At 32.3% G+C, this 24,893-nt stretch carries 27 protein-coding genes; 11 read left to right on the top strand and 16 right to left on the bottom strand.

Annotation, left to right across the window (positions count from 1 at the left end; genetic code table 11):
• The first annotated feature begins 14 nt into the window (after positions 1 to 14).
• Positions 15 to 518 carry an OmpH family outer membrane protein gene (locus DM444_RS02955; RefSeq protein WP_204251661.1) on the top strand — a complete coding sequence of 168 codons (504 nt, stop codon included), beginning with the start codon at positions 15 to 17 and terminating at the stop codon, positions 516 to 518.
• A gap of 149 nt (positions 519 to 667) precedes the next feature.
• Positions 668 to 1,444 (top strand): glutamate racemase, encoded by a 777-nt coding sequence (gene murI / locus DM444_RS02950; RefSeq protein ID WP_111283825.1) that lies wholly within the window; start codon positions 668 to 670, stop codon positions 1,442 to 1,444.
• 4 nt (positions 1,445 to 1,448) lie between these two features.
• On the opposite strand, the gene DM444_RS02945 is transcribed toward murI, so the two are convergent.
• Together DM444_RS02945 and DM444_RS02940 are read right to left on the bottom strand one after the other, a co-directional pair.
• On the bottom strand, positions 1,449 to 2,684 hold the full coding sequence (locus tag DM444_RS02945) for an aromatic hydrocarbon degradation protein (protein ID WP_111283823.1): 1,236 nt from the start codon (positions 2,682 to 2,684) through the stop codon (positions 1,449 to 1,451).
• Positions 2,684 to 4,012, bottom strand: a complete 1,329-nt coding sequence (locus DM444_RS02940) for a DUF4270 family protein (RefSeq protein WP_111283821.1) — start codon at positions 4,010 to 4,012, stop codon at positions 2,684 to 2,686. The genes DM444_RS02945 and DM444_RS02940 overlap by 1 nt, the downstream gene beginning before the upstream one ends.
• 231 nt (positions 4,013 to 4,243) lie before the next feature.
• Between DM444_RS02940 and DM444_RS02935 the strand changes: the two genes are divergently transcribed.
• The 5 genes from DM444_RS02935 to DM444_RS02915 all read left to right on the top strand — a co-directional run bounded on the left by DM444_RS02935 (position 4,244) and on the right by DM444_RS02915 (position 8,470).
• The gene (locus tag DM444_RS02935) at positions 4,244 to 5,086 is read left to right on the top strand and encodes a DUF6268 family outer membrane beta-barrel protein (protein WP_111283819.1); all 843 of its coding nucleotides are present in this window, start codon (positions 4,244 to 4,246) and stop codon (positions 5,084 to 5,086) included.
• Positions 5,087 to 5,098: 12 nt separating this feature from the next.
• Positions 5,099 to 6,103: a Kelch repeat-containing protein gene (locus DM444_RS02930; RefSeq protein WP_111283817.1), complete on the top strand. Its 1,005-nt coding sequence runs from the start codon at positions 5,099 to 5,101 to the stop codon at positions 6,101 to 6,103.
• Positions 6,090 to 6,422: a DUF4907 domain-containing protein gene (locus tag DM444_RS02925; RefSeq protein WP_239455568.1), complete on the top strand. Its 333-nt coding sequence runs from the start codon at positions 6,090 to 6,092 to the stop codon at positions 6,420 to 6,422. Before DM444_RS02930 ends, DM444_RS02925 begins: the two co-directional genes overlap by 14 nt.
• Positions 6,423 to 7,535 (top strand): sensor histidine kinase, encoded by a 1,113-nt coding sequence (locus DM444_RS02920; protein WP_111283813.1) that lies wholly within the window; start codon positions 6,423 to 6,425, stop codon positions 7,533 to 7,535.
• A gap of 221 nt (positions 7,536 to 7,756) precedes the next feature.
• Positions 7,757 to 8,470 carry a LytR/AlgR family response regulator transcription factor gene (locus DM444_RS02915; protein WP_111283811.1) on the top strand — a complete coding sequence of 238 codons (714 nt, stop codon included), beginning with the start codon at positions 7,757 to 7,759 and terminating at the stop codon, positions 8,468 to 8,470.
• 93 nt (positions 8,471 to 8,563) lie between these two features.
• Here DM444_RS02915 and DM444_RS02910 read toward each other — a convergent pair whose 3' ends face one another.
• A complete protein-coding gene (locus tag DM444_RS02910) occupies positions 8,564 to 9,082 on the bottom strand; it encodes a gamma carbonic anhydrase family protein (protein WP_111283809.1) in 519 nt (172 codons plus the stop codon).
• Between the two features lie 11 nt (positions 9,083 to 9,093).
• The gene (locus DM444_RS02905) at positions 9,094 to 10,083 is read right to left on the bottom strand and encodes a PorP/SprF family type IX secretion system membrane protein (protein WP_111283807.1); all 990 of its coding nucleotides are present in this window, start codon (positions 10,081 to 10,083) and stop codon (positions 9,094 to 9,096) included.
• Between the two features lie 143 nt (positions 10,084 to 10,226).
• Between DM444_RS02905 and DM444_RS02900 the strand changes: the two genes are divergently transcribed.
• From DM444_RS02900 to DM444_RS02890, 3 genes are all read left to right on the top strand, one after another.
• Positions 10,227 to 11,126, top strand: coding sequence for a NifU family protein (locus DM444_RS02900; RefSeq protein ID WP_111283805.1), 900 nt, complete (start codon positions 10,227 to 10,229; stop codon positions 11,124 to 11,126).
• Positions 11,127 to 11,271: 145 nt separating this feature from the next.
• The gene (locus DM444_RS02895) at positions 11,272 to 11,679 is read left to right on the top strand and encodes a YtxH domain-containing protein (RefSeq protein ID WP_111283803.1); all 408 of its coding nucleotides are present in this window, start codon (positions 11,272 to 11,274) and stop codon (positions 11,677 to 11,679) included.
• Positions 11,680 to 11,765: 86 nt separating this feature from the next.
• Entirely contained in the window at positions 11,766 to 12,578 is an 813-nt protein-coding gene (locus DM444_RS02890; protein ID WP_111283801.1) for a mechanosensitive ion channel family protein, read from the top strand.
• Between the two features lie 3 nt (positions 12,579 to 12,581).
• Here DM444_RS02890 and tsaB read toward each other — a convergent pair whose 3' ends face one another.
• The 7 genes from tsaB to DM444_RS02855 form a co-directional block, all read right to left on the bottom strand.
• The gene (gene tsaB, locus DM444_RS02885) at positions 12,582 to 13,253 is read right to left on the bottom strand and encodes a tRNA (adenosine(37)-N6)-threonylcarbamoyltransferase complex dimerization subunit type 1 TsaB (protein ID WP_111283799.1); all 672 of its coding nucleotides are present in this window, start codon (positions 13,251 to 13,253) and stop codon (positions 12,582 to 12,584) included.
• 296 nt (positions 13,254 to 13,549) lie between these two features.
• A complete protein-coding gene (locus DM444_RS02880) occupies positions 13,550 to 14,842 on the bottom strand; it encodes an efflux RND transporter periplasmic adaptor subunit (protein WP_111283797.1) in 1,293 nt (430 codons plus the stop codon).
• A 6-nt stretch (positions 14,843 to 14,848) separates the two neighbouring features.
• Positions 14,849 to 16,231, bottom strand: a complete 1,383-nt coding sequence (locus DM444_RS02875; protein WP_111283795.1) for a TolC family protein — start codon at positions 16,229 to 16,231, stop codon at positions 14,849 to 14,851.
• Positions 16,232 to 16,317: 86 nt separating this feature from the next.
• Positions 16,318 to 17,433, bottom strand: a complete 1,116-nt coding sequence (locus tag DM444_RS02870) for an efflux RND transporter periplasmic adaptor subunit (protein WP_111283793.1) — start codon at positions 17,431 to 17,433, stop codon at positions 16,318 to 16,320.
• A 38-nt stretch (positions 17,434 to 17,471) separates the two neighbouring features.
• Positions 17,472 to 18,737 (bottom strand): ABC transporter permease, encoded by a 1,266-nt coding sequence (locus DM444_RS02865; RefSeq protein WP_111283791.1) that lies wholly within the window; start codon positions 18,735 to 18,737, stop codon positions 17,472 to 17,474.
• Between the two features lie 2 nt (positions 18,738 to 18,739).
• Positions 18,740 to 19,984: an ABC transporter permease gene (locus DM444_RS02860; RefSeq protein ID WP_111283789.1), complete on the bottom strand. Its 1,245-nt coding sequence runs from the start codon at positions 19,982 to 19,984 to the stop codon at positions 18,740 to 18,742.
• The gene (locus tag DM444_RS02855; protein ID WP_056188268.1) at positions 19,977 to 20,678 is read right to left on the bottom strand and encodes an ABC transporter ATP-binding protein; all 702 of its coding nucleotides are present in this window, start codon (positions 20,676 to 20,678) and stop codon (positions 19,977 to 19,979) included. The genes DM444_RS02860 and DM444_RS02855 overlap by 8 nt, the downstream gene beginning before the upstream one ends.
• Positions 20,679 to 20,855: 177 nt before the next feature.
• Between DM444_RS02855 and DM444_RS02850 the strand changes: the two genes are divergently transcribed.
• Entirely contained in the window at positions 20,856 to 22,262 is a 1,407-nt protein-coding gene (locus DM444_RS02850) for a DUF4403 family protein (RefSeq protein WP_111283787.1), read from the top strand.
• Between the two features lie 20 nt (positions 22,263 to 22,282).
• Here DM444_RS02850 and DM444_RS02845 read toward each other — a convergent pair whose 3' ends face one another.
• From DM444_RS02845 to DM444_RS02825, 5 genes are all read right to left on the bottom strand, one after another.
• Entirely contained in the window at positions 22,283 to 22,546 is a 264-nt protein-coding gene (locus DM444_RS02845) for a hypothetical protein (protein ID WP_111283785.1), read from the bottom strand.
• The gene (locus tag DM444_RS02840; RefSeq protein ID WP_111283783.1) at positions 22,536 to 23,120 is read right to left on the bottom strand and encodes a DUF420 domain-containing protein; all 585 of its coding nucleotides are present in this window, start codon (positions 23,118 to 23,120) and stop codon (positions 22,536 to 22,538) included. The genes DM444_RS02845 and DM444_RS02840 overlap by 11 nt, the downstream gene beginning before the upstream one ends.
• Before the next feature lie 2 nt (positions 23,121 to 23,122).
• The gene (locus tag DM444_RS02835) at positions 23,123 to 23,809 is read right to left on the bottom strand and encodes an SCO family protein (protein ID WP_111283781.1); all 687 of its coding nucleotides are present in this window, start codon (positions 23,807 to 23,809) and stop codon (positions 23,123 to 23,125) included.
• An 11-nt stretch (positions 23,810 to 23,820) separates the two neighbouring features.
• Positions 23,821 to 24,462 carry a hypothetical protein gene (locus DM444_RS02830; RefSeq protein ID WP_111283779.1) on the bottom strand — a complete coding sequence of 214 codons (642 nt, stop codon included), beginning with the start codon at positions 24,460 to 24,462 and terminating at the stop codon, positions 23,821 to 23,823.
• Between the two features lie 79 nt (positions 24,463 to 24,541).
• Positions 24,542 to 24,892, bottom strand: a complete 351-nt coding sequence (locus DM444_RS02825) for a cytochrome C oxidase subunit IV family protein (RefSeq protein ID WP_111283777.1) — start codon at positions 24,890 to 24,892, stop codon at positions 24,542 to 24,544.
• Position 24,893 lies beyond the last annotated feature (1 nt).

Below are 24,893 nucleotides of genomic sequence, written 5' to 3'. Positions count from 1 at the left end.
TTAATATTTTAAAAATGATGAAACAAATCAAAACTTTACTAATTGCTGCAATTCTTATTTTAGGAGCAAGTAACACAATGAACGCACAAGCGAAGGTAGCTCATGTTGATGTAAGCGAGATCATGTCGAAAATGCCTGCTATGCTAGATGCTCAAAATCAACTGCAAAAATTAAGTGGTACATATGATGCTGAATACAAAAAAATGGTTGACGAATATCAAGTAAAAATCAAAAAGTACGAAGCTGAAGCAGCAACAGTAACTGATGCTGTAAACGGTGAGCGTTCTAAAGAGGTTCAAGATATGCAAAAGAGAATTGTTGATTACAGAGACAATGCTCAAAAAGAATTACAACAAAAAGAAACTGATATCGTAAAACCTTTAATGGAAAAAGTTAGAGCTTCTATCCAAAAAGTTGGAAAAGCTAAAGGTTTCCAATACATCTTAGATGGTTCTACTTTATTATTAGCTGATGGTCCAAACATCACTGCTGACGTTAAAAAAGATTTAGGATTCTAAGAAATTAAATCTCTATAATTAAACTGCTCAATTTATATAATTTGAGCAGTTTTTTTTTACAAAAAATTAAAATTAATCGTTGGTATTTTTTCTAGATTTGACTTAACTTAGAGTAACAATTTATACTCAAAAAATATTAAATTTGCTTTATGACAAACAACAATCCTATAGGCGTTTTTGATTCTGGTATTGGCGGAACTTCAATTTGGAGCGCTATTCATGATCTTCTTCCAAACGAAAAAACCATTTATCTTGCTGACAGCAAAAATGCACCTTATGGTCAGAAAAGTAAAGAGGAAATTGTTGCTTTAAGCAAAAAAAATGTAGAGTTTTTACTCGAGAATAATTGCAAATTAATCGTTGTTGCCTGCAATACTGCAACAACAAATGCAATCTTTGAACTTCGTGCAGATTATGATGTTCCGTTTGTTGGAATTGAACCTGCAATTAAACCTGCAGCAAACAATTCTCAAACACAAGTAATTGGAATTCTTGCAACAAAAGGAACCCTAAATAGTGAGCTGTTTAATAAAACTGCCGAAATGTTTCAGAATACCAAAATCATTGAACAGGTAGGCTACGGACTTGTGCAGCTTATCGAAGATGGCAATTTGTATTCACCAGAAATGACACAATTATTAGAATCTTACCTTCAGCCAATGATCGAAGCTAATATTGATTATTTGGTTTTAGGATGCAGCCATTATCCTTATCTAATTCCTCAGATAAAAAAAATTCTCCCAGATCATATTAAAATAATAGATTCAGGAGAAGCTGTTGCTCGTCAGACTAAAAATCTGCTTCAAGATAAGGTAGGTTTTTCTGAAAGTACAGATAACGATCCTATATTTTATGTTAACTCTGACCCTAAAGTCTTAGAGTCTATTTTAGAATACAAATATCCCGTAATCAAAAAAGACTTTTAGAGTTTTATTCAATTTTTCGCTTGACGAACCAAATTCCGTCCAACGATAAATTGAGTGATATTTTATGGTAATTTTCCTTTATTAAATCATTTGCAATTCTACCCTTCTGCCCGTAAGAATAGGAAATATTAAGAGATGAAAATGTATTTTCAATTGGCAAATTAAGTCCGACTGAGAATGAGGCATTATTAACTCGGTGACTATCTACTTCAAGATAACCTGTATCATAATTTACTCCTGCAGCATACCCTATTCTATCCCAATATTTTCGTGCATTCTTTTTTGAACTGTAGGTAAATCCAAGAGCAAAACGATCCTGATTTACAAATTCTCCATAAAGTTCAGACTGATTTGTACTTCCCCAAAAACTCTTTTCGTAATCTAAAGTCACATTCAGATTATTTTTAAAGCGTTTACTAGCTCCAAATCCTATTTCGAGAGGCATGTAATAATCGTCAACGTCTGAAGCTACATCTGTTTCAATAGACGATTGAACTTCGTCTGCAATACTCGTTACAGACTGTACTTTTGATGCATTTATTTTCGCAGGAACTTTAAATGTTGTTCCTACTGTAAAAGTCGAATCTACTTTAAATTGCGCTCCTAATGTTGCACGAACTCCGCTGTAATCAGTTGTTTTGCTTATGGTTGTAATTGCGTTTGAAACCAAAAAAGCACGATCATCAACCGTATTTCCAAAAAGTACGGTTGCAGTTGCTCCAAGCGTCAATTTCTTTCCTAATCTATATCCGTATGAGAAATCTAAATTGTTTAATCCACCCGATCCTTCTGCGCTTACATAATAATACTCCTGACTATCTGCAATTGGCAGTTTTAAATTCGAAATTTTAAAAACAGAACTAGAATATGGACGAAGCGATAAACTAAAACCTGAATTTTTAGTTACTGGAAATGCAAAAGCCAAATGAGAAAACTGGAAATTATTTCGTTTTTCTGTTCGAGAACTACTTTGATAAGTCGTAGAAATGGCTTTTCCTCCAATATCAAAAAGAAAGTGATTTTGATACATAAACCCAAGCGATGCCGGGTTCAAATTATTGATAAAAGTATCTGATGGCAAAGCAATTCCTGAAGAACCTATTGAAGGCAGATAACCAAAATCTGAATCATATAAACTTCCGACGCCATACAGTGAATATGGCGAACTAGAAATACTTTGAGAAAACGAAGTCAGCGACATTAATAGGAAGCAGCTCCATAAAACAATTTTATTTTTCATTAATAAGAGATGTAATAAATTTTCAGCTGAATTTTATTGTTCAAATGCTTTTGGTCTCCCAAAACTAGTCGGTTAACAGACTGTGCAATTCCTGGTAAGGTTAAAATAAGTGATGACCTCGAATCAGATTCCTTTAGCATTTCTTTCTGCAGAAAGGCTCCAATGGAAACAGAATAGCCGACATTTTCATTAAACTCGTCGCTCTTTTGACTCAATTTACCATAAACCGCAGTACCAGCTGAATTTACCAGCGAACCGCTTATTCGATTTAAATTATCTCCAACATAAACAGTGAGAGAATCTGCTAAAGGATATTTTTCTGAATAAGAATTATTGACGGGTTTCAAAATCAATTCTGCATCGACAATAGCTCCATTAGTGGAAATATTTTTAAACTGCTTTATATTTGGAAAATCGACTCGACAAGCCACTCCAGTTCCAGACTGAATATATCCTTGATTGTTTGTTAATGTACTGGATAATTTACTGGTCGAAATGGGGAGACTTTGAAGGATTGTACCCGTTTTATCTGACGATATAGAATTAAACTGTTTTGTGGCATCTAAAATCTGAAAGTCGAGAATATAAGAATCCGCTTCATCATCTGCCTGATATTTTGAATAGTACAATCGCACTTTACTTGTTGAAACACTAAAACCAATAGCACTTGAAGAATTTCCGGTGTCAGGTACAAGCACTAATCCTTTTAAATATTCTGTAAAACTATCATAGTCTGTAATTTCTCTTTTTTTGATTTTTAAAAAAAGTGCCTCTCCAAATTCCTTACTCATTTGGATATTTATAGAATCTTTCTGTAATGGTCTGGGTCTATATGAGATTGTCCCAAGGCTTTCTGGGCTATAACTCAAAGTTGAATTATTATAGAAATTATCATCTTCTGTGTTTGGCTTAACCCTTTGAGTTAATCTATGAATATTAAATGTCTGTACCCTTGTGGTATCTCCATAATAATAACGATCGTATTTAAGAATCATAGAAATAGAATCGAAAACATAGTTTACAGATTCTGTATCTGATCCCACGCTTGTTAAAGCATAAGTACTCGTAGAAAGCTGGAAATAACTATCAGATTTTACTTTTCCAAAAATAGGATCATCGTAATTTCCAATTAAAATTCTACTTCTATTTGAAGTCGCCAGCGAGTCAAAATTTATAGTTGACATATCGACTGTAACGGTATCGATTAAGACCACTTTATTACTCAAAGCCAAATAATCTGATCCGACTGTAAATTCACCCGTGTCTGTATCTGTTCCACATGAAAATAAGCTCAGTACAAAAAGCAGTATCAATATAAACTTGCGCATAATCTAATTTTTGCGCAAATATAAATTGCTCACTCTGGCGACACACTATAACATATACTATCACGCTTTTTTAAGCTACAGACTGCACAAATTCATCTACAATATCAATTCCGTTCTCAAATTTTAATTCGACCTTAAAAAGGGGGATTTTGTCTATCAAAACAGGTCATATATATATCTTCTTTTTTTTAAGAGGGCCATCCACCTAATTTTGAGCCAATAAAATAAATAATGAAAGTACGGTTTTTAATTTGTTCTCTTTTTTTGATTTCAGTTTTAGGTTTGAAAGCTCAAGAAAATTTCAGCGTCAATGTGAATTTCAAAACTGAGCCAACAGATAAAATAAATTTTAACGAAACAGACATTGCTATTTTTTATCAAAAAGAACTAGGAACAAAAAGCAAAATAGCGAACACATTAGAGTATTCAAATTTAAAGGTGAATTACGAATTTAATCCATACAACTTTTATGAAGATCAGGATAAATTCAACCAGATTCAAAACAAGTTTGAATATTCGTATGAAATGTCAGAAAAAACAAAATGGCAGTTTTCTATTGTTCCAACGGCAAACTTTCAGAGCAATTTAGATTTTTCGGATCTTACTGTTTTAGGAAGTTTAGCGATCAGCCAGCAGATTGGTTCAAAAGTAAATGTAACAGTTGGAGCTGGGCGAACGTCGATTTTTGGAGCGCCAAAAATCACACCAATTGTGGGTTTTGATTATAAAATGAATGACAAAACCGATTTTAGAATTGGTTTTCCAGATTCGAAAATTTCTTATTCAAATAATGTTCGAAACAAATTCAGTTTAACGAACAGTTTTAATGGAAATTTTTATCATTTAGACGAAAGCATCAATGCAGATAATAATGCTGAAAAAGCTGTTTTATCACAAATGACATCGGCTTTGGAATACGAAAGAAACGTTGGAGGCAATTGGTTTTTAAATTTCAAAGCAGGTTACGATTTTGATAAAAAATACAACTTATTAGACAGCAGTGACCATAAAGTATACGATTATAATACTGGAAATGGTTACGTTTTAGGAATAGGGATCAAATACAAACAATAAATTAAATAAACTATGATTAATCTAAAAAAAGGAATTTTATTCACAGCGCTTTTTTCGAGCCTTTTTTTTCTAAGCTGCAGTAATGACGAAGACGATGATTTAGTAGGAAACTGGATTAAGAAATCTGCCTTTGACGGTCCAGCAAGATCTAGCGCAACAAGTTTCGTTATTGGAGATTTCGCATATGTTGTCGGTGGTTATACTGGAGATGAATATTTAAAAGATTTATGGGTTTACAACTCATCTGGAGATTATTGGGAACAAAAAGCTGATTTTACAGGAGTTGGAAGAAGTTCTGCTTCTAGCTTCGCATTAAACGAAAAAGGATATGTTGGTCTTGGTTATGACGGAACCAATAAACTGAAAGATTTTTACCAATACGATCCAACTAGCAACAGCTGGACTCAGAAAGCTGATTTTGCTGGAACTGCTCGTTATGCAGCTGTAGGTTTTCAGGTTGGCGGTAAAGCTTATTTCGGAACAGGTTACGACGGAAATTACTTAAAAGATTTCTATCAATATGATGATCAAGCAAACTCTTGGACACTTTTAAGTGGTTTTCCTGGAAATAAAAGACGTAATGCTACTGTATTTGTAATTGCAGACAAAGCTTATTTAGTTACAGGTTCAAACAACGGAACATATCAGGAAGATTTCTGGGAATTTGATCCATCAACAGATGCATGGGTTAAAAAGAGAGATATTGACAAAGATACAGACGACGATTACTCATACAACGATGATTATGCTATTGTTCGTTCAAACGCTTCTAGTTTCTCAATGAATGGACTAGGATATGTTGTTGGAGGTGAAAATGTAAAAACAGTTTGGGAATATAACCCAACTACTGATTTATGGGAAGAAAGAACTCCCATGGAGGGTGCAACCAGAACAGACGCTGTTGGTTTTGCGATTAACAACAGAGGGTTCTATATGTTAGGCCGAATTGGTTCTACATATTTTGACGATGCCTGGGAGTTTAAACCGTTAGACGAACAAAGTGATGATGACAATTAATACTCAAAAAATCTTCTGGATCAATATCCAGAAGATTTTAATATTTACAGCATTTCTTTTATTTTTTGCTTCATGCAAAAAAAATGAGACACTAAAAACTTCTACATTTAGAACAAATTCTGGATGGGGATATACAATTAGCTATAAAGAAAAAACTTTAATTAAACAGACCGTTATTCCGGTTATAAGTGAAAACAAAAGTTTTGCAACAGAAAGAGATGCTTTAAAAGTAGCCGATCTTGTAAAAGATAAACTTGAAGAGAACTTATCTCCAACAGTAACCGAAAAAGATTTAATTTTATTAAAAATAAAATTGTAAATGCAGATCGATACCATTAAAAATACTGGCTATAACAAAATTCTATTCCATTGTGCAATATGGGTTTTCTTTATTTTAACTTCGTTAATTCAGTTTTATGAAAGTCCTTTTAAAATCAGTAATGATTTTTATGCCCAATGGTCAACTGGAATTGTATTGTTTTACCTGAACTATTTTTATTTGGTTCCTCAGTATTTATTGCAAAAAAAATATTGGCTTTACTTTACGTTTGCCTTTGGTTTAATTGCACTTTTTATGGTTATCAGGTTAAATTATTTTATTCCTGAATTTAGACATTTAAGACCAGAGAATATAATGCCCCCGAGAACTTTTCCTCAGGATCCGCATTTTTTTCCTAGGGAAGGCAGAATGCATCCAAGAATGATGAAACAGCCACTTTTTTTTAAAATTGGCCCTTCATTTTTCTACATTCTGATTATTACCATCTCTGCAATTATTCGAACACTAACTGAATTTTATAATAATCAGCAAAATAAACTGATTGCCGAAACACACAGAACAAATACAGAATTAATCTATTTGCGTAAACAAACCAATCCGCATTTTTTATTTAATTCTTTAAATAGTATTTATTCTTTGGCACACAAAAAATCTGATTTGGTCCCTGATGCCATCGTGACATTGTCTGAACTTATGCGCTATATGCTGTATGAGACAGATAATAAAACGGTGGCTTTAGAAAAAGAGGTCAATTATATTCAGAATTATATCGAATTACAAAAACTCAGATTAAACAATATTGAAGACATTGTTATCAATGTGCATGGCGATACTAAAAATAAATTTATTGAGCCTTTGTTATTGATTTCTTTTGTCGAAAATGCCTTCAAATATGGAACTGATTATAAAGGAGCTGCTCACGTAAAGATTAAAATTTTAATTACAGATCACAATCTTGATTTCTGGATCGAAAATACAATCGAAAATTATGTGAAAGACCCTGAAAATTCAGGAATTGGATTAGTCAATATCCAAAGCCGTCTTGATCTGCTTTATCCAAATGCACACGAACTAACCATTACTCAGGATAATGAATATTACAGAGTTCATCTGAATTTAAAATTAGATGAAATCAAAACCGCAATGCATTGATAAAACTGATTATAGACAGAAAAAAAATCTAAATGTCATTTTGAGCATTGCTTCATTAGCAAAAGCTTCAAAATTTTTAGAATGATTTTCCGAATCTATTACAGTTAATGCGTGATTTAATTTCTTAACACCAGTATTTTATGAAAATTTTAAAACATAATTTACTCGTTTAAATTACTTTTGAATGCCAAAACAGATTCAAAAATTTTAATCCTAAAAAAATGAAATGTGTAATTATTGATGACGAACCATTAGCAGTAGAATTATTGCAAGATTTTGTCAAAAAAGTAGATTCATTAGAATTGATCAATTCATTTAACAATGCAATTGATGCCGTTTCATTTATCAATCAGAATAATGTTGATTTGGTTTTCCTGGATATTCAGATGCCACATTTTTCTGGGATTGATTTTTTAAATACAATCGAAAAAAAACCTCTTGTAATCTTCACTACTGCCTATTCTGATTATGCTGTAGAAGGTTTTAATCTTGGTGCAGTCGATTATTTGGTAAAACCAATTCCTTTTCACCGCTTTTTAAAAGCTGTTGTAAGGGCGCAGCAAGTTTTACATCCGGTAGCAACAAATCAGGTTGCTGAAAACACAAATGCTCCCGAAATAGATCAGGATTTTATGTTTGTAAGAGCTGAATATGAAAATGTAAAATTGAATTTTGCTGATATTCTTTTTATTGAAGGATTAAAAGATTATGTCAAGATTTACACAACAGACAATAAATTTACACTGACTTTAATTAGCTTGATCAAATTAGAGAATCTTCTTTCCAGCAAAGGTTTTGCAAGAATTCACAGATCGTATATTATCAATATAAAACACGTGAAATCTATTCAGAAAAACAAGGTTTTAATAAGCGATAAAAGAATTCCAATCAGCGAAAGCTATAAAAGTACTTTCTTCGAAAAAATCAACCTATAGTTTTTTTAAAATTCCAAAAAAATAAAAATTCCAAATTCCAAAAAGGTTAGACTCTTGGAATTTGGAATTTCTTTTATTGTTATTTTTTTAAACTTAATCTTCGTTTTTAAACCAGCCTGAATACATTACATAATTGTTCGAAATACGCTCGATTTCGCCTGCAAAATCAGATTGGTCAATATCTTTTACTTTTTTAGCAGGAACACCAGCATAAATGCTTCCTGAAGCTACTACAGTATTTTGAGTTACCACTGCGCCGGCAGCAATTATAGCATTGCTTTCTACAATACAGTTATCCATTACAATTGCACCCATTCCTATTAAAACATTATCATGAATGGTGCATCCATGTACTATTGCATTGTGTCCAATTGAAACATTATTGCCTATAATTGTTGGGTGTTTTTGATAAGTACAATGAATAACAGCGCCGTCTTGAATATTTACTTTATTACCAATTTTAATAAAATTAACGTCGCCTCTTATAACAGCATTAAACCAAACGCTGCACGACTGTCCAAAAGTAACATCTCCTACAATAGTCGCATTTTCGGCAACATAACAATCCTCTGGAATAAGAGGTGATTTTCCGTTTACAGACTTGATCAACATAATAATAAAGTTTAGTTAATTGCAGGACAATTACAGTCGTAACGTTCTTTTGTGCAGAATAAATTAATTCCTAAAGTGATTTGATGATAACCGCCAGTATCAAACTTTACATCTCCCATTACATGAGAATACGTGTAAGCAAACATAAAGTTCTTAAAGTTAACTCCAACAATTGGCGTTATAAATTCTAATTTTTGAGAAGAAACTCCGCTTCCGGAAAGATACTGAGCTCCATCAAAACCTCTCCTATAAGATAATGCAGCCCAAAGACTTCCAAAATCCATACTTTTATACGCTTTCATATTCACATCAAGCGTTTTTTCTTTCGTTTGATCAAAGTACTGAAAAAGTATAGAAGGCTCCCAAGTCCAATTTTCGTTTTTTCCAAAAACGTAACCAGCACTAAATAAAAACTTTCTAAGATTATCACTTTCGTAATCAGTGTATAATTCTCTTCTTGTTTCCAATAATCCCTGAATCGTTGCGTGAGCGTAAAAATCCAAATAGTTGTAAGACGCTCCAATATCAACATTGAAATAAGAATCTTTTTGAATTGAACCGAAAACTATTGGATCAAAAGTTCCTCCAAATTTCGTTTCATCTAATTGATTTTGAATTAAACCTCCGCTAATTCCAAAAGATAACTGATTTAAATCAAGTTCATCTCTCGAAAACATAATATGGTGTGCGTAGGTTAATTTGACACCTTTTTGAGAATGATATCCATTCTTATCATTAAAAACAATAATACCTCCTCCAGAGCGTTCTCCAATTCTTCCGTTAAAACTTAAAGTCTGTAAGGACGGTGCATCTTCTTGTTCAAACCATTGTTTTCTTGCCGTTAATCTAATTTTAGCACAATTGGCAGCTCCTGCCATTGATGGGTGAATTAGGTAATAATTATCAGACAAATAATCTGAATAAACTGGTATTCCCTCTTGTGAATAAGAATAAAAAGTAGTTATGAGAAAAATTAATAAAACCCTGATTTTAAATTTCATAAAGGCAATTTTGTTTCAATATATTTTTTACTCTTGCAATTTAACACGATTTCTTTGAGAAGAGTCTTAATTATTTCATTAAAAAATCAAATATAGGTATTAGTAGAAAATAACTTTAGTAAATTTGCAAAAAATATACAATCATGACGAAAATCACTATAAAAGAGACTCAAAACCCGACTATTTTAAAGTTCGAGTTTGAAGACTTTATTACACAAAATCAAAATTTCGAATTTAAAAATATTGATGAAGCACAAGCTTCTCCTTTAGCTCAACAATTATTTTATTTACCGTTCGTTAAAACTGTTTATATCTCTGGAAATTTTATAGCAATAGAAAGATACAGTATTGTGGATTGGGATGATGTAAAAGATGCTGTTGCAGAGCAAATTAGTGCGTTTGTTGAAAAAGGCGGAGTGATCATTAAAGTTGATGAAAATAAAGCAAAAAAACAGCCAATTACAGTTTATGGAGAAACAACTCCTAACCCTTCTGCTTTGAAATTTGTTGTAAGCAGAATGTTGACTCGTAACGCTGTAGAATATAAAAATATTGACCAAACTGCTTCTTCTCCATTAGCAAAGGAATTATTCAAATTCCCATATGTGAAAGAAATTTTTATTGATGAAAATTATATTTCGGTTACTAAATATGAGATCAATAACTGGGATGAAATCACTTTAGAATTAAGAACCTTCATTAAACAATATATAGAAAACGGAGGAACTGTTTTGGATGAAAGTTTAATTGAAACTAAAGCCAAAAATGAAGCAACAAAAGATGAAGCTTTTGATAAATTAGATGTTACTTCACAGCAAATCATTAATATCTTAGAAGAATATGTAAAACCAGCTGTAGCCGCAGATGGTGGAAACATTGCTTTCGAATCTTATAACGAAGAGGATAAAACAGTAAAAGTACTATTACAAGGTGCTTGCAGCGGTTGTCCATCATCTACATTTACTTTGAAAAGCGGTATCGAAAATATGTTGAAAAGCATGTTGAACGATGAAGCAATTAAAGTAGAAGCTTCTAATGCTTAATTCAATCAAAAATATAATAGAAAGCGTCTCATTGAGGCGCTTTTTTCATTATTAACCACTAGTTGCCAATTATTTACCATTAAAAAAACTAGTAATTCTATAAAATTAGTTAATATTGTATTCAATAACCAATTAATTAAAAACCATGGGATTATCTTCATTTTTTAAAAATTTATTTGGCTCAACAAAAGAGTCTGTAACAGAATTAGCTAATAATGCCGAAAGTACTTTTGAACAAGCAAAAGAAGCAGCAACGCCTTATATTGAAAAAGCAGAAGCTTTTGCTGAAGAAACTATTGAAAAAATAAAAGAAGCATCTGAACCTATTATTGACCAAGCGTCAGATTATGCTGAAAAAGCAAAAGATACCGTAAGCGAATATGCTGACAAAGCAGCTAAAGCGGTAAATGATGTAGTGGATTCTGTTAAAGAAAAAACAGCTTCTTTGGCCGTTGAAACACCAGAAACTATTTCTGAAACAGTTGTTGATGTAAGCGAAAAATCTGCGGCAGAAGTAGAAGAAATAGACGACGCTGCTGCTGACAAAGCCTAAACACACTTTTCTTATAATGTAAATATTTTTATATTTGCAGTACTAATCTACCTTCTCTTTTGAGAAGGTTTTTTTATTTTAAAATCATGAACATTAGCCCAGAACAAGTCAGTAAATATATTACTCGATTTATTGATATTTTAGTTGATTATTCACCTAAATTGATTTCTGCATTTTTAATCTTATTTGTAGGTTTATACGCCATCAGGTTGATTAATCGTATCATTAGAAAAATAATGATTCAGCGAAATCTAGATCCAACATTAACAAAATTCTTATCCGACATTTTATTGTGGGCGTTGCGAATATTATTGTTTGTAACCTTTATTTCTAAATTAGGAATCGAAACTTCATCTTTCGTAGCTATTTTAGGAGCAATGGGTCTTGCGGTTGGTTTATCATTGCAAGGATCGCTTTCTAACTTTGCAGGCGGAATGCTAATTATTGTTTTCAAACCATTTAAAGTTGGAGATACAATAGAAGCGCAAGGTGTTGTTGCAACAGTTCTTGAAATTCAGATTTTTGTAACCAAAATGCTTACTGCAAATAATCAGACTGTATTTGTTCCAAATGGTTCTTTATCTAACGGAAATATCATCAATTATTCGATGCAAGGAGAAAGAAGAGCAGATTTGACTTTTGCTATTTCTTATGATTCAGATATCAAAAAGGCAAAAGAAATTCTTTTAGATGTTTTAAATAAAAACCCTAAAGTATTGAAGAAACCTGCGCCAGAGGTTTTTGTAAAAAATCTATCGGCAAGTTCTGTTGATTTTGCTGTACGCCCTTGGGCAAAAAATGCTAATTATGGAGCTGTTTTCTCTGAAACTTTAGAGAATTGTAAAATAGCTTTAGATGAAGCTGGAATTGCGGTTCAACCGTATACAATTCAGAAATAACATTTATTGTTTCTTTGGAGGAGCAATCATAAAATCTTTTAAATAATAAGGTTCAAAATAAGCGACATCTACAGTGTCGCTTTTTTGATACTTATCAAAACTGATTTTACTCATCGCCTGTGCCGAAGGGTATTTTACATTTTCTAAAAACACAAAGTTGTCTTTAATCAAAACAGCTTTACATTTATCAGCGCAATCGCCAACAAAGTAAAGCTTATCTGTATATTCTTGAAATGAGTTTTCGTCAATAATTTCAGCTTTAATAGCTCTTTCAACTGTCAAATCTGAATTAAAAATGGCGCTGTAAACTTCCATACGGCGCGCATCTAACATTGGTATAATTTTTCCGTCAATAACTCCTGCCTGCGATGCCAAAGTTTGAAGCGTATCAACAGCAATTAACGGAATGTTTAAAGCATAACATAAACCTTTTGCTGCAGAAACACCAATTCTTAAACCTGTATAAGATCCTGGTCCCTGACTAACTGCAATTGCATTCAAATCCTGAACAGAAATGCCTGCTTTTGCAATTACTTCTTCTATAAAAACATGAAGTTTTTCTGCGTGCGAATATCCTTCATCTGCAAGTTCGTTGCATGCAATGGTTTTTCCATCTTTTGCGACAGATACTGAACAATTTTTAGTAGCCGTTTCGATGTTGAGAATAAAAGACAAAATATTTTAATTTTAAATTATTAATGTTTGACAAATAAAGTATGTCAGGAAAAAAGAAAAAGACAAAGTAACAACAGTAATGGTATAATACACAAATTAACCATCAAAAAACTCACATAAAGTATTATCTTTTTTCCAATTGAAAAATATACAAACTCTTCTTTGTAATATTCACTTTTATACACTTTATAATGCGTGTACGACATAAATGCTCCTATTACAACTAATCCAATCGTAAATAATGCTTGAAAAAATCCAGCTGGAGGGCTACCGCATAAGGAAATCATCATAAAGAATTATTTCTTAGGTTCTTCAGCTTTTTTATTTTTCACTTTATCTCCAGAGTTAAGTTCCTTAGAAACTGTTGTATACGGACCTGTAATTACAACATCTCCTGGTTTTAACCCAGACATAACTTCAATATTAGTATCGTCTTGAATTCCTGTTTTAATGACTCTAATTTTAGCTTTATCTCCAACTTTCACAAAAACACATTCGAATTTTTTATCGCTTTTTGGAGCAACTTTTTTATCTTGGTTAGGATCTTCAACAGTAAAATCTTTTACCGCAGTAGTATCTGATTTTACCACAACAGAGCTAATTGGTACTGCCAAAACATTTGTTTTTGTTGTTGTGATAATATCAACCGTAGCCGTCATTCCTGGTCTAAAAGGAGAATAGGTGCTTGGTTTTCCTTCTAATAAATCTTGGTAAGAATCTTTTAAAATACGAACCTTAACTTTAAAGTTGGTTACCTGATCTGAAGTTAATGTTGTGCTTGCAGAATTAGAAATACTAGTTACCACTCCTTTGAATTTCTTTTTCAAATAAGCGTCAACTTCAACATTTGCTTCGTCTCCTATTTTAATTTTTACAATATCATTTTCGTTCACATCAACTTCAACTTCCATATTGTTAAGGTTGGCAACACGCAAAAGCTCTGTTCCAGCCATTTGCTGCGTTCCTAGAACTCTTTCTCCTAATTCTACATTCAAAACAGAAATTGTTCCGTCTGCTGGAGAATAAATCGTTGTACGTCCAAGATTATCGCGAGCTTCTGTTACAGATGCAGAAGCACTTTGAACATTGTAATAAGCGCTTTGTTTTGTTGCTTTTGCAACTTCATAAGAAGAAACTGCTTTATCCCAATCCGATTTTGAGATTACGCCTTTATCATACAAAGTTTTATTTCGCTCATAATTTGCTTTTGCTTCTTTAAAACTAGCATCAGATTGAGTAAGACTTGCTTTTGTTCCTGCCAAATTTGCAACAGATCTATCTAATCCAGAAGTATATAAGTCAGGGTTTATTTTTACTAATAAATCGCCTTTTTTAACAACTTGTCCTTCTTTGATATTTAATGAAATGATTTCTCCAGAAACCATCGAAGCTATTTTAACTTCAATCTCTGGCTGAATTTTTCCTGTTGCCGAAACTGTTTCAACAATTGTTGAAGCAGTAACTTTTGCAGTTTCTACTTCTTTTCCTTCGTCCTTATTTCCTATTACTCCTTTCTTAGAAAGAATCACTAAAGCTACAATGAGAGCTACTGCTCCACCTAATAAGAAATAAACTGTTTTTTTTTGCATAATAAATTATTTTGTAATAATTGGAACGATTGGAATTCCGAAATAAAACTCTAATATTTTGATTTTAAACATGTAATCGTATTTTGTTCTAATTACATCAGACTGTGCATTAGTCAATAATGTTTGAGCTTGTGTGAAATCAAATGAATTCATTAAACCAACATCATACTTTTCTTTTGCGTAATTATAAGCCTGCTGTCTTGCTTCTAAAGTAACTGTAGCAGATTCATAAGTATTTAAAGCTCCTCTTGCATCTGTAAAAGCAGTATAAACGTTACGTTGCAAATCTAAACTTTTTTGCTCTAAATCTATTTTAGATTTTTCTAAACTTACTTTATTACGTTCAACATTATTCTTAACTGAAAAACCGTTAAAAATAGGAACGTTTAACTGTAAACCAAAATTATGCCCTTTATTATCACTAAACTGCTGGAAAATAGGATCGGGACCTACAGTATATGGATTACCACTTGCATCTAACTTAACTTGATCACTATAACTTGCTCTGGTATTAAACCCATAAAAACCAGAAAGTGTTGGCTGATAAGCTCCTTTAGCTATAGCAACATTTTTCTCAGCGATTTCAAGATTTGTTTGTGCTAATTTTAACTCTGTCCTTGTTTCTTTAGCTTTATTGTAAATTTCAATTGGACTCTGAGCTAGGATATTATTTTCATCGGCTACATTCGTATCATCTGCTACATCAAAATCTGCAAATTCTTTTAATTGTAAAAGCTGAGCCAAACTTAATTTAGAAATCAATAAATTATTTTCAGAAACAGCGATGTTTTGTTTGTCTGTTGCAACAGTTGCTTTCAAATCGAACAAATCTCCACGCGGAATAGTTCCTGCTTTTACCATTTCTTCAGAACGCGCAAAACGTTTTTCGTCAATTGCCAATTGCTCTGTTTTCACCTTTAAATCTTCTTTATTAGATAAAATCTGCAAAAACGCACTAGCAACATTCAAAGAAATATCTTCTTGCATTTTTAACAGCTGATAATGCGAAGCAATGATACTTAATTTTGCCTTTCTCATAGTGTTTTGATTCTGCAGACCTTTGTAGATATCAACTCCTGCATTTAAACCAACAGAAGAATATTGTGTAGTTTGATTACGTAAAATACCTGTCGTAACATCCTGGTTCAAACCAATGTTCCAAGAGTGAGAGGCACTTCCGTTTACAGATGGAAGATAATTGCCTAAAGCTCCTCTTTTATCGATCTCAGCATTTTTAACATCTAATTCAGATAGTTTTACTGTGATATTATTTTCAAGTGCGTATCTAACACACTCTTCCAGAGTCCATTTCTTTGATTGCGCCTGTCCAGTTAATCCGAAACTGAATAACATTGCAATAACCAGACTATTATATTTATTTATTTTCATATATCTTCGATGAAAGCGCAGTAAACTGAACTACGCGAATTTAACATTTTTTAAAACCAAAAAGATCCCTAAACCTTCAAATTAAATTATTTTTTTTCTCCTTCAGTAATCAAACCCTGATTCCAGATTTTGATTTTATCTGTGTCTTTTAGACCGCTTTTAACTTGAACGTAGATTCCGTCACTTACTCCTAAAACTAAATCTCTTCTTTGAAATTTCTGCGGAGCAGTTTCAATCTCAACATAAGGCTTTTGTGTTTTTTTGTCAAATTGAACCAAAGATTCTTTAATTGCCAGAACTTTATCTGCTTTTTCTAAAATAATTGAAGCATTTGCGCTTAAACCAGCTCTAATAAAAGTATCATCTCTATTGATCATATGCCCTTTAATTTCAAACTGGATAGCTCCATTTTCTGTAACTCCTTTTGGAGCAATATAATTTAAAACAGCTTCAAACTTTTTATTTTCGATTGCACCAATTGTAATTTCAATTGGCATTTTTTCTTTAATTTTTCCTACTTCAGATTCGTCAATTTTTCCAATAAAAATCATTCTTCCGACATCGGCAACACTTGCAATTGTAGTTCCTTCGTTAAAGTTATTACTTTCAATAACCTGATTTCCAACTTTTACTGGAACGTCTAACACCATTCCGTTTACCGTAGAACGGATTAAGGTATTGGCATAACTTCCTAAAGAAGAAGTTGTTCCTGTTTTAACAATATCCAAACTTTGTTTTGCCGCCAAATAAGTTTGTTTCGCCTGATTGTAAGCTACTTGTGCAGCATCAAAATCGTTTGCTGAAATTACATCTTTTTCGAATAATGTTTTTTGTCTTTTATAAAGTCTTTCCTGATTATCCAAAGCAATTTTAGCTGTTTGAACCTGATTTTGCGTACTACTCACGTTCGAAACATTGGCTACAACTCTAATTTTTGCAATCATATCGCCAGCTTTGATTTTTTCACCGGCTTTAATGTACACTTCTTCAATAATACCTGAAATATTTGGTTTAATTAAGACCTCTTCATCAGGTTGAATATTTCCTGTCGCAATAGTATTTTTTACTATAGTTTTAATCTCTGCTTTTTCCGTTTTAAATACAATCGGCGATTCTTGATTCTTAGCATACAAATAATAAAGTGCGCCAAAGAAAACAATTGCAATGAATATTAAAATGGTTACGGTTACTCCTTTTTTCATTTGTTCTTGGTTTAATCGATTTATTTTGATTGATAATTTTATTCTGTTCTTAATGCATCTACTGGCTTAACACTAATAGCGGTTTGCGCCGGAATAAATCCTGCCAATAATCCCGATCCTACTAATATTAACAATGCTACAAATACTACTCCCAAATCTACACTAGGGTTGGCAAACATTGTATTTCCGCCAGGTGGCATCGAATCTAACGCCATATTTAAAAGTGCTATGATTCCTGTTGCAACGGCAATTCCAAGCATTCCAGAAATGATCGTTAAAAATATAGATTCTGATAATATTTGACCTCTAATTGCTCCAGGTGTTGCTCCTAAAGCTCTTCTAATACCTATTTCTTTTGTACGTTCTTTAACTACAATCAGCATGATATTAGAAATTCCAATTACTCCCGATATCAAAACTAAAGTTCCTACAAAGTATGCAATCACTTTTAAAATATTAAAAAGACTTTGCACTTTATTGAACTGCTCATACAAATCGAAATTTCCAACTGCACGATCATCTGTAGGATTAACTGAATGCAAAGCTTTAATTAATTCTAATATTTTTGGTTTCAGATCTGTAATCGACGATTCGTCTTTTGCTGTAAGTGCCATCCACCCTACTTTATCTCCATAATTAAAAGCCTGCTGAAATGTTGTAAACGGAATAAAAATATTCTTTTGTTCTTGTTCTGCATTTCCTCCTTGCTGTTTAGAAGAGTAAACTCCAACAACCATGAAATTTATACCATTGATTTTGATGTAAGTTCCAACGCATTCTTCTTCTTTGCCATACAATTCACTGATAACCCCTTTTCCAATTACGGCTACTTTACGTCGCTCATTAATATCCTGCTGATTTACAAAACGGCCTTTAATGATATCCATCGGCTGCTGCTTAATCAATTCAGGATAATCTCCATAAATTGTAAATGCAGAAGTTTTAGTTCCTCTTACCACATTATTTGTTCCATTAAAATCTCCAAGCTGATTTCTTGGTGAAACGTATAATAAATCTGGTATAGCTTGTTTCAATGCGGCAACATCACTATTTCTAAAATCATAACGGCGTGTTTTTGGCAAACCTTTATATGCTTTAGAAGTAGTCTGACTCCACATAAACATAGTATTGGTTGCTATTCCGTCAAATCCTTTTTTAACTCCATTTTCTAAACCGTTACCAGCTGCTAGCAATATTACCAAAATAAATATACCCCAAAATACTCCAAAAGCAGTTAGAACCGTTCTGAAAACATTGGCAGTTAATGCCTGTAAAATTTCGTCCCAATTATCTTTACTAAACATAATTATTCGTCTCTAAGTGCTACAATAGGTTTAATTTTGGCTGCTCGGTAAGCTGGAAAAAAACCAGCCATTGCACCTGCAAATACAAGTAAAATCAAGGTAGTCAAAGCTACACCAAAATCTACTTCTGGATTTCTAAAGAATTCACTTTGAACCATTGGCCCAACAAATTCTAATAAAAGCAAACTTCCTAACAAACCAATAAAACCAGCAATTGTGGTAATAAATATTGATTCATGAAGAATCATTGAGATAATTGAAAATGGAGATGCTCCAAGTGCTTTTCTAATTCCAATTTCTTTTGTTCTTTCCTTCACAATGATAAGCATGATATTACTTACCCCAACTACACCTGCGATGATCGTACAAATACCGACCCACCAAAAGAAAAGTCTGATATATAAATTAAGATCATAAAACTGTTTGGCATCTTTTACCGAATTATAAACACCAACACCGCTGTCATCTTCTGGAGCAACCATGTTTTTACTTTTCAGCAGATCTTTTAAATCTTGTGTAAATTTTTCAGACTGTGCTAATGCTTCATCATAATTACTTGTCTTTTTAAGCGTAAAAAACAAATTGCTGATTTTATCACCTCCACCAAACGTTTTTTGAACGGTAGTCAATGGTAAATACGCACGAGTTTCTTCTCTTTCTCCTCCTGGATCAGTAAAAACTCCAATTACTTTAAAATTAATATTGTTAATTAAGATTTCTTCTCCAATTGCTTCTTTATCTTTAAGCAAATCGGTTTTCAATTTCAGTCCAATAACAGCCACTTTTGCATTACTTTGCAAATCTTTAGCATTTACATATCGGCCTTGAATAATGGTTAAATTTTCTATTCCGCCATAATCTGGATCAACACCTCTAAATTGATAATTCCCAGATTCTTTTCCGTAAGCAAAAGGTTGTCCCCAATAATTGTTTGTTGAGGCTCTCAAATCTAATTTATCTTCAAATTTTTGAACAGATTGATTGTAATCACTATTACGAAACTGAACTTGTCTGCCTGGGTTTAATCCTTTGTATTCTTTAGTTGTCGTACCCGACCAAACTTCTATAATTCCTGCAGCATCACGTTCGAATTGTTTTTCAATTCCGTTTTGAAGCCCTCTTCCTGCACCAAGCAGAATCACCAAAATAAAAATTCCCGAAGCCACAGAAACCCCCGTTAAGAATGTTCTTAATCGGTTCTTAGAAATGGCTTCAAATATTTCCTGCCAGCGTTCAATATTAAACATAAGACGAAGCTCTAACTTGTTCTACTTTTTTATCATCGATAATTAATCCATCTTTCAGGACTACGTTTCTTTTGCACATTGCAGCAATATCAGGTTCGTGTGTAACAATCAAAATTGTTTTCCCTTCGTCGTTAATTCCTTGAATAAGCTCCATTACTTCATAAGAAGTTTTAGTATCAAGCGCTCCAGTCGGTTCATCGGCTAGTAAAACTTTCGGATTTGAAGCTAATGCTCTTGCAATCGCGACACGTTGTTTCTGACCTCCAGAAAGCTCATTAGGCAAGTGATGGGAATGAGATCCTAAGCCTACTTTCTCCAAATATCTCATCGCGATTTCGTAACGTTCTTTTCTTTTAATCCCTTGGTAATACAACGGCATTGCAACATTGTCTAATGCTGTTTTATAATTTATTAGGTTAAAAGACTGAAAAACGAAACCTAAAAATTTATTGCGATATTTTGAAGCAATCGTTTCGTTTAATTTTTTGATTGGGGTTTTATCTAAAATGTAACTTCCAGAATCAGCTTCATCCAAAATTCCTAAAATATTAAGAAGAGTAGATTTTCCAGAACCAGATGATCCCATGATCGCAACTAATTCTCCTTCTTCAATATTAAAATTAATCCCTTTCAATACGTGTAATTCCGAACTTCCCATTTTATAGGATTTGTGTAAATCTTTAATTTCGATCATGGTATTGTTAAATTTTTAGACAATAATAACATTTTTATTAAGTAAATTATGATAATAAAAAGTTAATAATTCTGTTACCTATTTAGTATTAGACTGACATTAATTATAATTGTTACACTTTTTTAAGAAAATATGATTGTTTTCGTAATTTTACCTTGTCTTAAAAATTCATACTAAATGAAGCTTACTTCTGTTATTTCAATGTTTTCGGTGCTTGCCGTATTAACAAGCTGTTCTTCAACTCAAAAATTAGAAACATTAAAACCTGAACCTGACGATGCTAGTCCGTTAGTTTACGACAGCAATCCTTCCTTTATTAATCTTCCGATAACGATAAAATTAAGCGATATTGAAAATCAGACAAATTCGCTTCTAAACGGATTAATTTATGAAGATAATAATATCGAAGATGATGATATTGAAATGAAAATCTGGAAACAAGCTCCAATTAAAATTCAAAATGATCCATCCAATCCTGATAAAAGAATAAAAACTATTCTACCGCTTAAAGCGAATATCAAATATCGAATTGGAACCAAAAAACTAGGTGTAGAATTATATGACGTAAGAGAATTTAATTTAAACGGAATTATAACATTGTCTAGCGAAGCAGTTCTTAGCAACTGGAAGTTAACCACTAAAACCGAATTTAAATCTCTCGATTGGAACGAAAGCCCAACCATGTCTATCTTTGGTAAAAATATGCCTATAACCTATTTAATAAATCCAGCGATTTCTATTTTTAAAAGTAAACTTGAAAAGAAAATAGACGAAGCAATTGAAAAATCAATGGATTTTAAACCAAATGTTCTTCAAGCAGTTGAAAAAATCTGTACACCTTTTCAAATGAGTGATACTTATGAAAGCTGGCTGAGAATTGTTCCTATTGAAATTTATTCAACAAATGCCAAACTTAAAAACGATTCATTTCTGCTAGATATGGGAATGAAATGCAACATGGAAACTATTGTTGGAAAACAACCTGAATCAAAATATAGTGCCAGCAAAATCGTTTTGAAACCTGTTGCTAAAATTCCAAATCAGATTTCTGCTAATATTGCTGCAATTTCAAGTTATATAGATGCATCAAAGATTATGACCAAGAATTTTGCTGGTCAGGAATTTGGTTCAGGAAGCAAAAAAGTCACAGTAAAAAATGTTTCAATCTGGCATAAAGACGGAAAAATGGTTATTGCATTAGACGTTTTAGGATCTATAAACGGCACACTTTATTTAAATGGTTTTCCGCAGTACAATCCGCAAACAAAAGAGATTTATTTCGACAAACTGGATTATGTTCTAGATACCAAAAGTAAATTAATGAGAACTGCAAACTGGCTCGCACAAGGATATATTCTGAGAAAAATGGAAGAAAGCTGTCGCTATTCAATCCAACCAAATTTGGAAGAAGGAAAGAAAAGCATGGCAGGTTATTTAAAGAATTATTCTCCAATGCCTGGTGTATTTGTAAACGGAAAAATGGAGGATATTCAGTTTGATAAAATACAGTTAACCAATCAGGCAATTATAGCTTTCATCAAAATAAATGGAACGGTTAATGTCTCAGTAAACGGACTTAAATAAAAAAGAAAAGCAGTGTAAAATTACACTGCTTTTTTCTTTTTAGAATACATTCGATAAATCAGATATCCTATAATCGCGACAAGTAAATACGGAATTACCATTAAATAAACAATTCCATCATTTACCGCTTCAGCTTTTTTAATATTAGAATCTCCTGATAATGCCGCACGGCACATTGCACATTGCGCATTGGCAGAAGCTCCAATAAGGAAAAAACAAATTCCAAAAACTAAGGCTTGAAATTTGGATTTTATAATTTGAAAATTATTTTTTTTAGTGTGCATAATAAGGAGAAATCATTAAAAATACTACAACTCCAGTTACAGCGACATACAGCCAAATTGGAAAAGTGATCTTCGCAATTTTTCTGTGTTTGTCAAATCGTTTTGCAAGTGCTCTTACATAAGTAATTAAAACCAACGGAATAATTATAATAGAAAGCAAAATATGAGTTATTAGAATAACAAAGTAAACTAATCGCAATGAACCAACTTTAGCGCTTTCTACTGCATCCAAAATACCATCGTGGTTAGAATCTCCAAATTTTGTAGAATCAGAAGTCATATGATAGGCCACATACATAACCAAGAATGCAACAGATAAAGCAATTGCAAAAGTCATTAATCGTTCGTGCAATTTTTGTTTTCCATTTTTTATTGCTAAAACCGCCCAAACTAGCACAACAGCAGTGATACCATTTGTAGTTGCATAAATTGGTGGCAAAAACGATAAAGGCTCTACATTAAAACCAAAATCTTTTAATTTAACTCCGAACAAAATTGCTACTACAACCGGAATTACAATTGAAACCGCAATAATCAATTTATTATATTTTTTCTCTAAAGTATTATCTTCCATTTTTATTCTGCTAATAAAATTTTAATGTCTTCTTGAATATCGCGAACTCCTTTTTTGTCTAAACCATCATAATAAATACTAGGATTTCCGTATTCATCTTTTCTGCATCGAATGTTTCCATCTTTATCAATTAAAGCAAACAATCCTGAGTGTTCAAAACCTCCGCTTACTTTATCATTTTCGCCAGCATAAAGATTAAAACCTTTGTTTGATAAATCCATAATTACGTCTTTCTCCCCTGTTAAGAAATTCCAGTTAGAAGATTTTACTCCAAGTAATTTTGCATGATCTTTTAAAACTTGTGGAGTATCGTGTTTTGGATCAATTGTAATTGAAACAATTCCGAAGTTAGGATTTCCAAAAAATGTCTTTTCAATTTCCAGCATACTCATATTCATCTTTGGACAAATAGACGGGCAAGTTGTAAAAAAGAATTCCAAAACATATACTTTCCCTTTGTAAGTTTCATTTGAAACCTTCGCATTATCTTGATTCGTTAATTCGAATTTTGGTGCAGGGCCAATAGTCAAGAGTTTTGCATCTTTAGAAGATTTCGATTCGACATTATCCAAACGATTTCCTTTGACAACGTCACCGTTTTTAACTCGATCAACAATTTTAGGAATGGCGTAAATCCCGAAAATCAGAATGACAAAAGAGATTCCTATATATGATTTGTTTTTGAACATTATAAATGATTTTAAAGTTGCTTTGTAGCGTTATGATTTTTCTTTAAAGCTGCGCGGTATTCGTATAAGATAATTTTGAAATCATCCAGCATTTCGTTACTTAACTCTGACGGATGAAAAGTATCATATCCTTCTTTATACTCTTCTTTATCTTTTCTTCCTCTTAGGTTTCTTTCTTTATCAATAATATAAACATTCGAAGTCCCAAGATTTTGATTTAGTTTTTCTTTTAAATGCAATCCGTCATAAAATTTCTGGATCTCTTCATTTGAAGCAAATACAAAATTCCAGTTTTTAACATCTGTAAAAGGTGATAAAGCATCAACGATTTTTTGAGCATCTTTTTCTGTTCCAATCGGGCATAAAACTACAAACTGAAGATCTTCGAAACCATTATAACGTTTGTAGATCTTTTCATTTAAATTAAAATAATTCCCTCTATTTTCTAAAATGTTCGAGCCCGAAAAACCTAATACGGTGATCTTTTTATTAAGGGAGATTTTTTTTCCGTTTAATGAATTCCAATTTCCAAAATCAGCAACTTTTGGTGTTATTACAGGAAGTGTCGTAAAACTATTTACACCAGAAGCGAAAAATAAATACGCTACAATTGGCAATACAAAAAGTACAAAGAGAACTATATTTTTTTTCATTGTATTAACGGAAAATTATTGAGGTACAAAAATAAAAAAAGCTCCGTAAATCGGAGCTTCTTTTCGAATTAATATCATGTTAAAAATTCCATTTAATAGTAGAATCTTTAAAAACCCCATAAATATAATGTCCTTCTGTTAACAGAATAAACAATAAATATAAAACTAGGAAGATAACAGGAGAAACAACAGACCATCTAAGGCTGCTTTTTTCACCTTCCATGTGCATAAATGCCCATACAATATAATATGCTTTGAAAATTGTTAAGATATAGAAAATCCAGTTTAATAGATTCAATCCAACAAAATGATTAAATTCTAATACTCCAGGTTTGTAGATCCCTAAGATAACTTCAATTGTAGTTACTACTGAAAGCAATCCGAAAACAAACCAGATTCTTTTTGTATTTGATACGTGCTCGTGTGACATA

It is taken from the genome of Flavobacterium ginsenosidimutans (genome assembly GCF_003254625.1).
Taxonomy (GTDB): domain Bacteria; phylum Bacteroidota; class Bacteroidia; order Flavobacteriales; family Flavobacteriaceae; genus Flavobacterium; species Flavobacterium ginsenosidimutans.
This window is presented reverse-complemented; position numbering and strand designations above follow the sequence as displayed.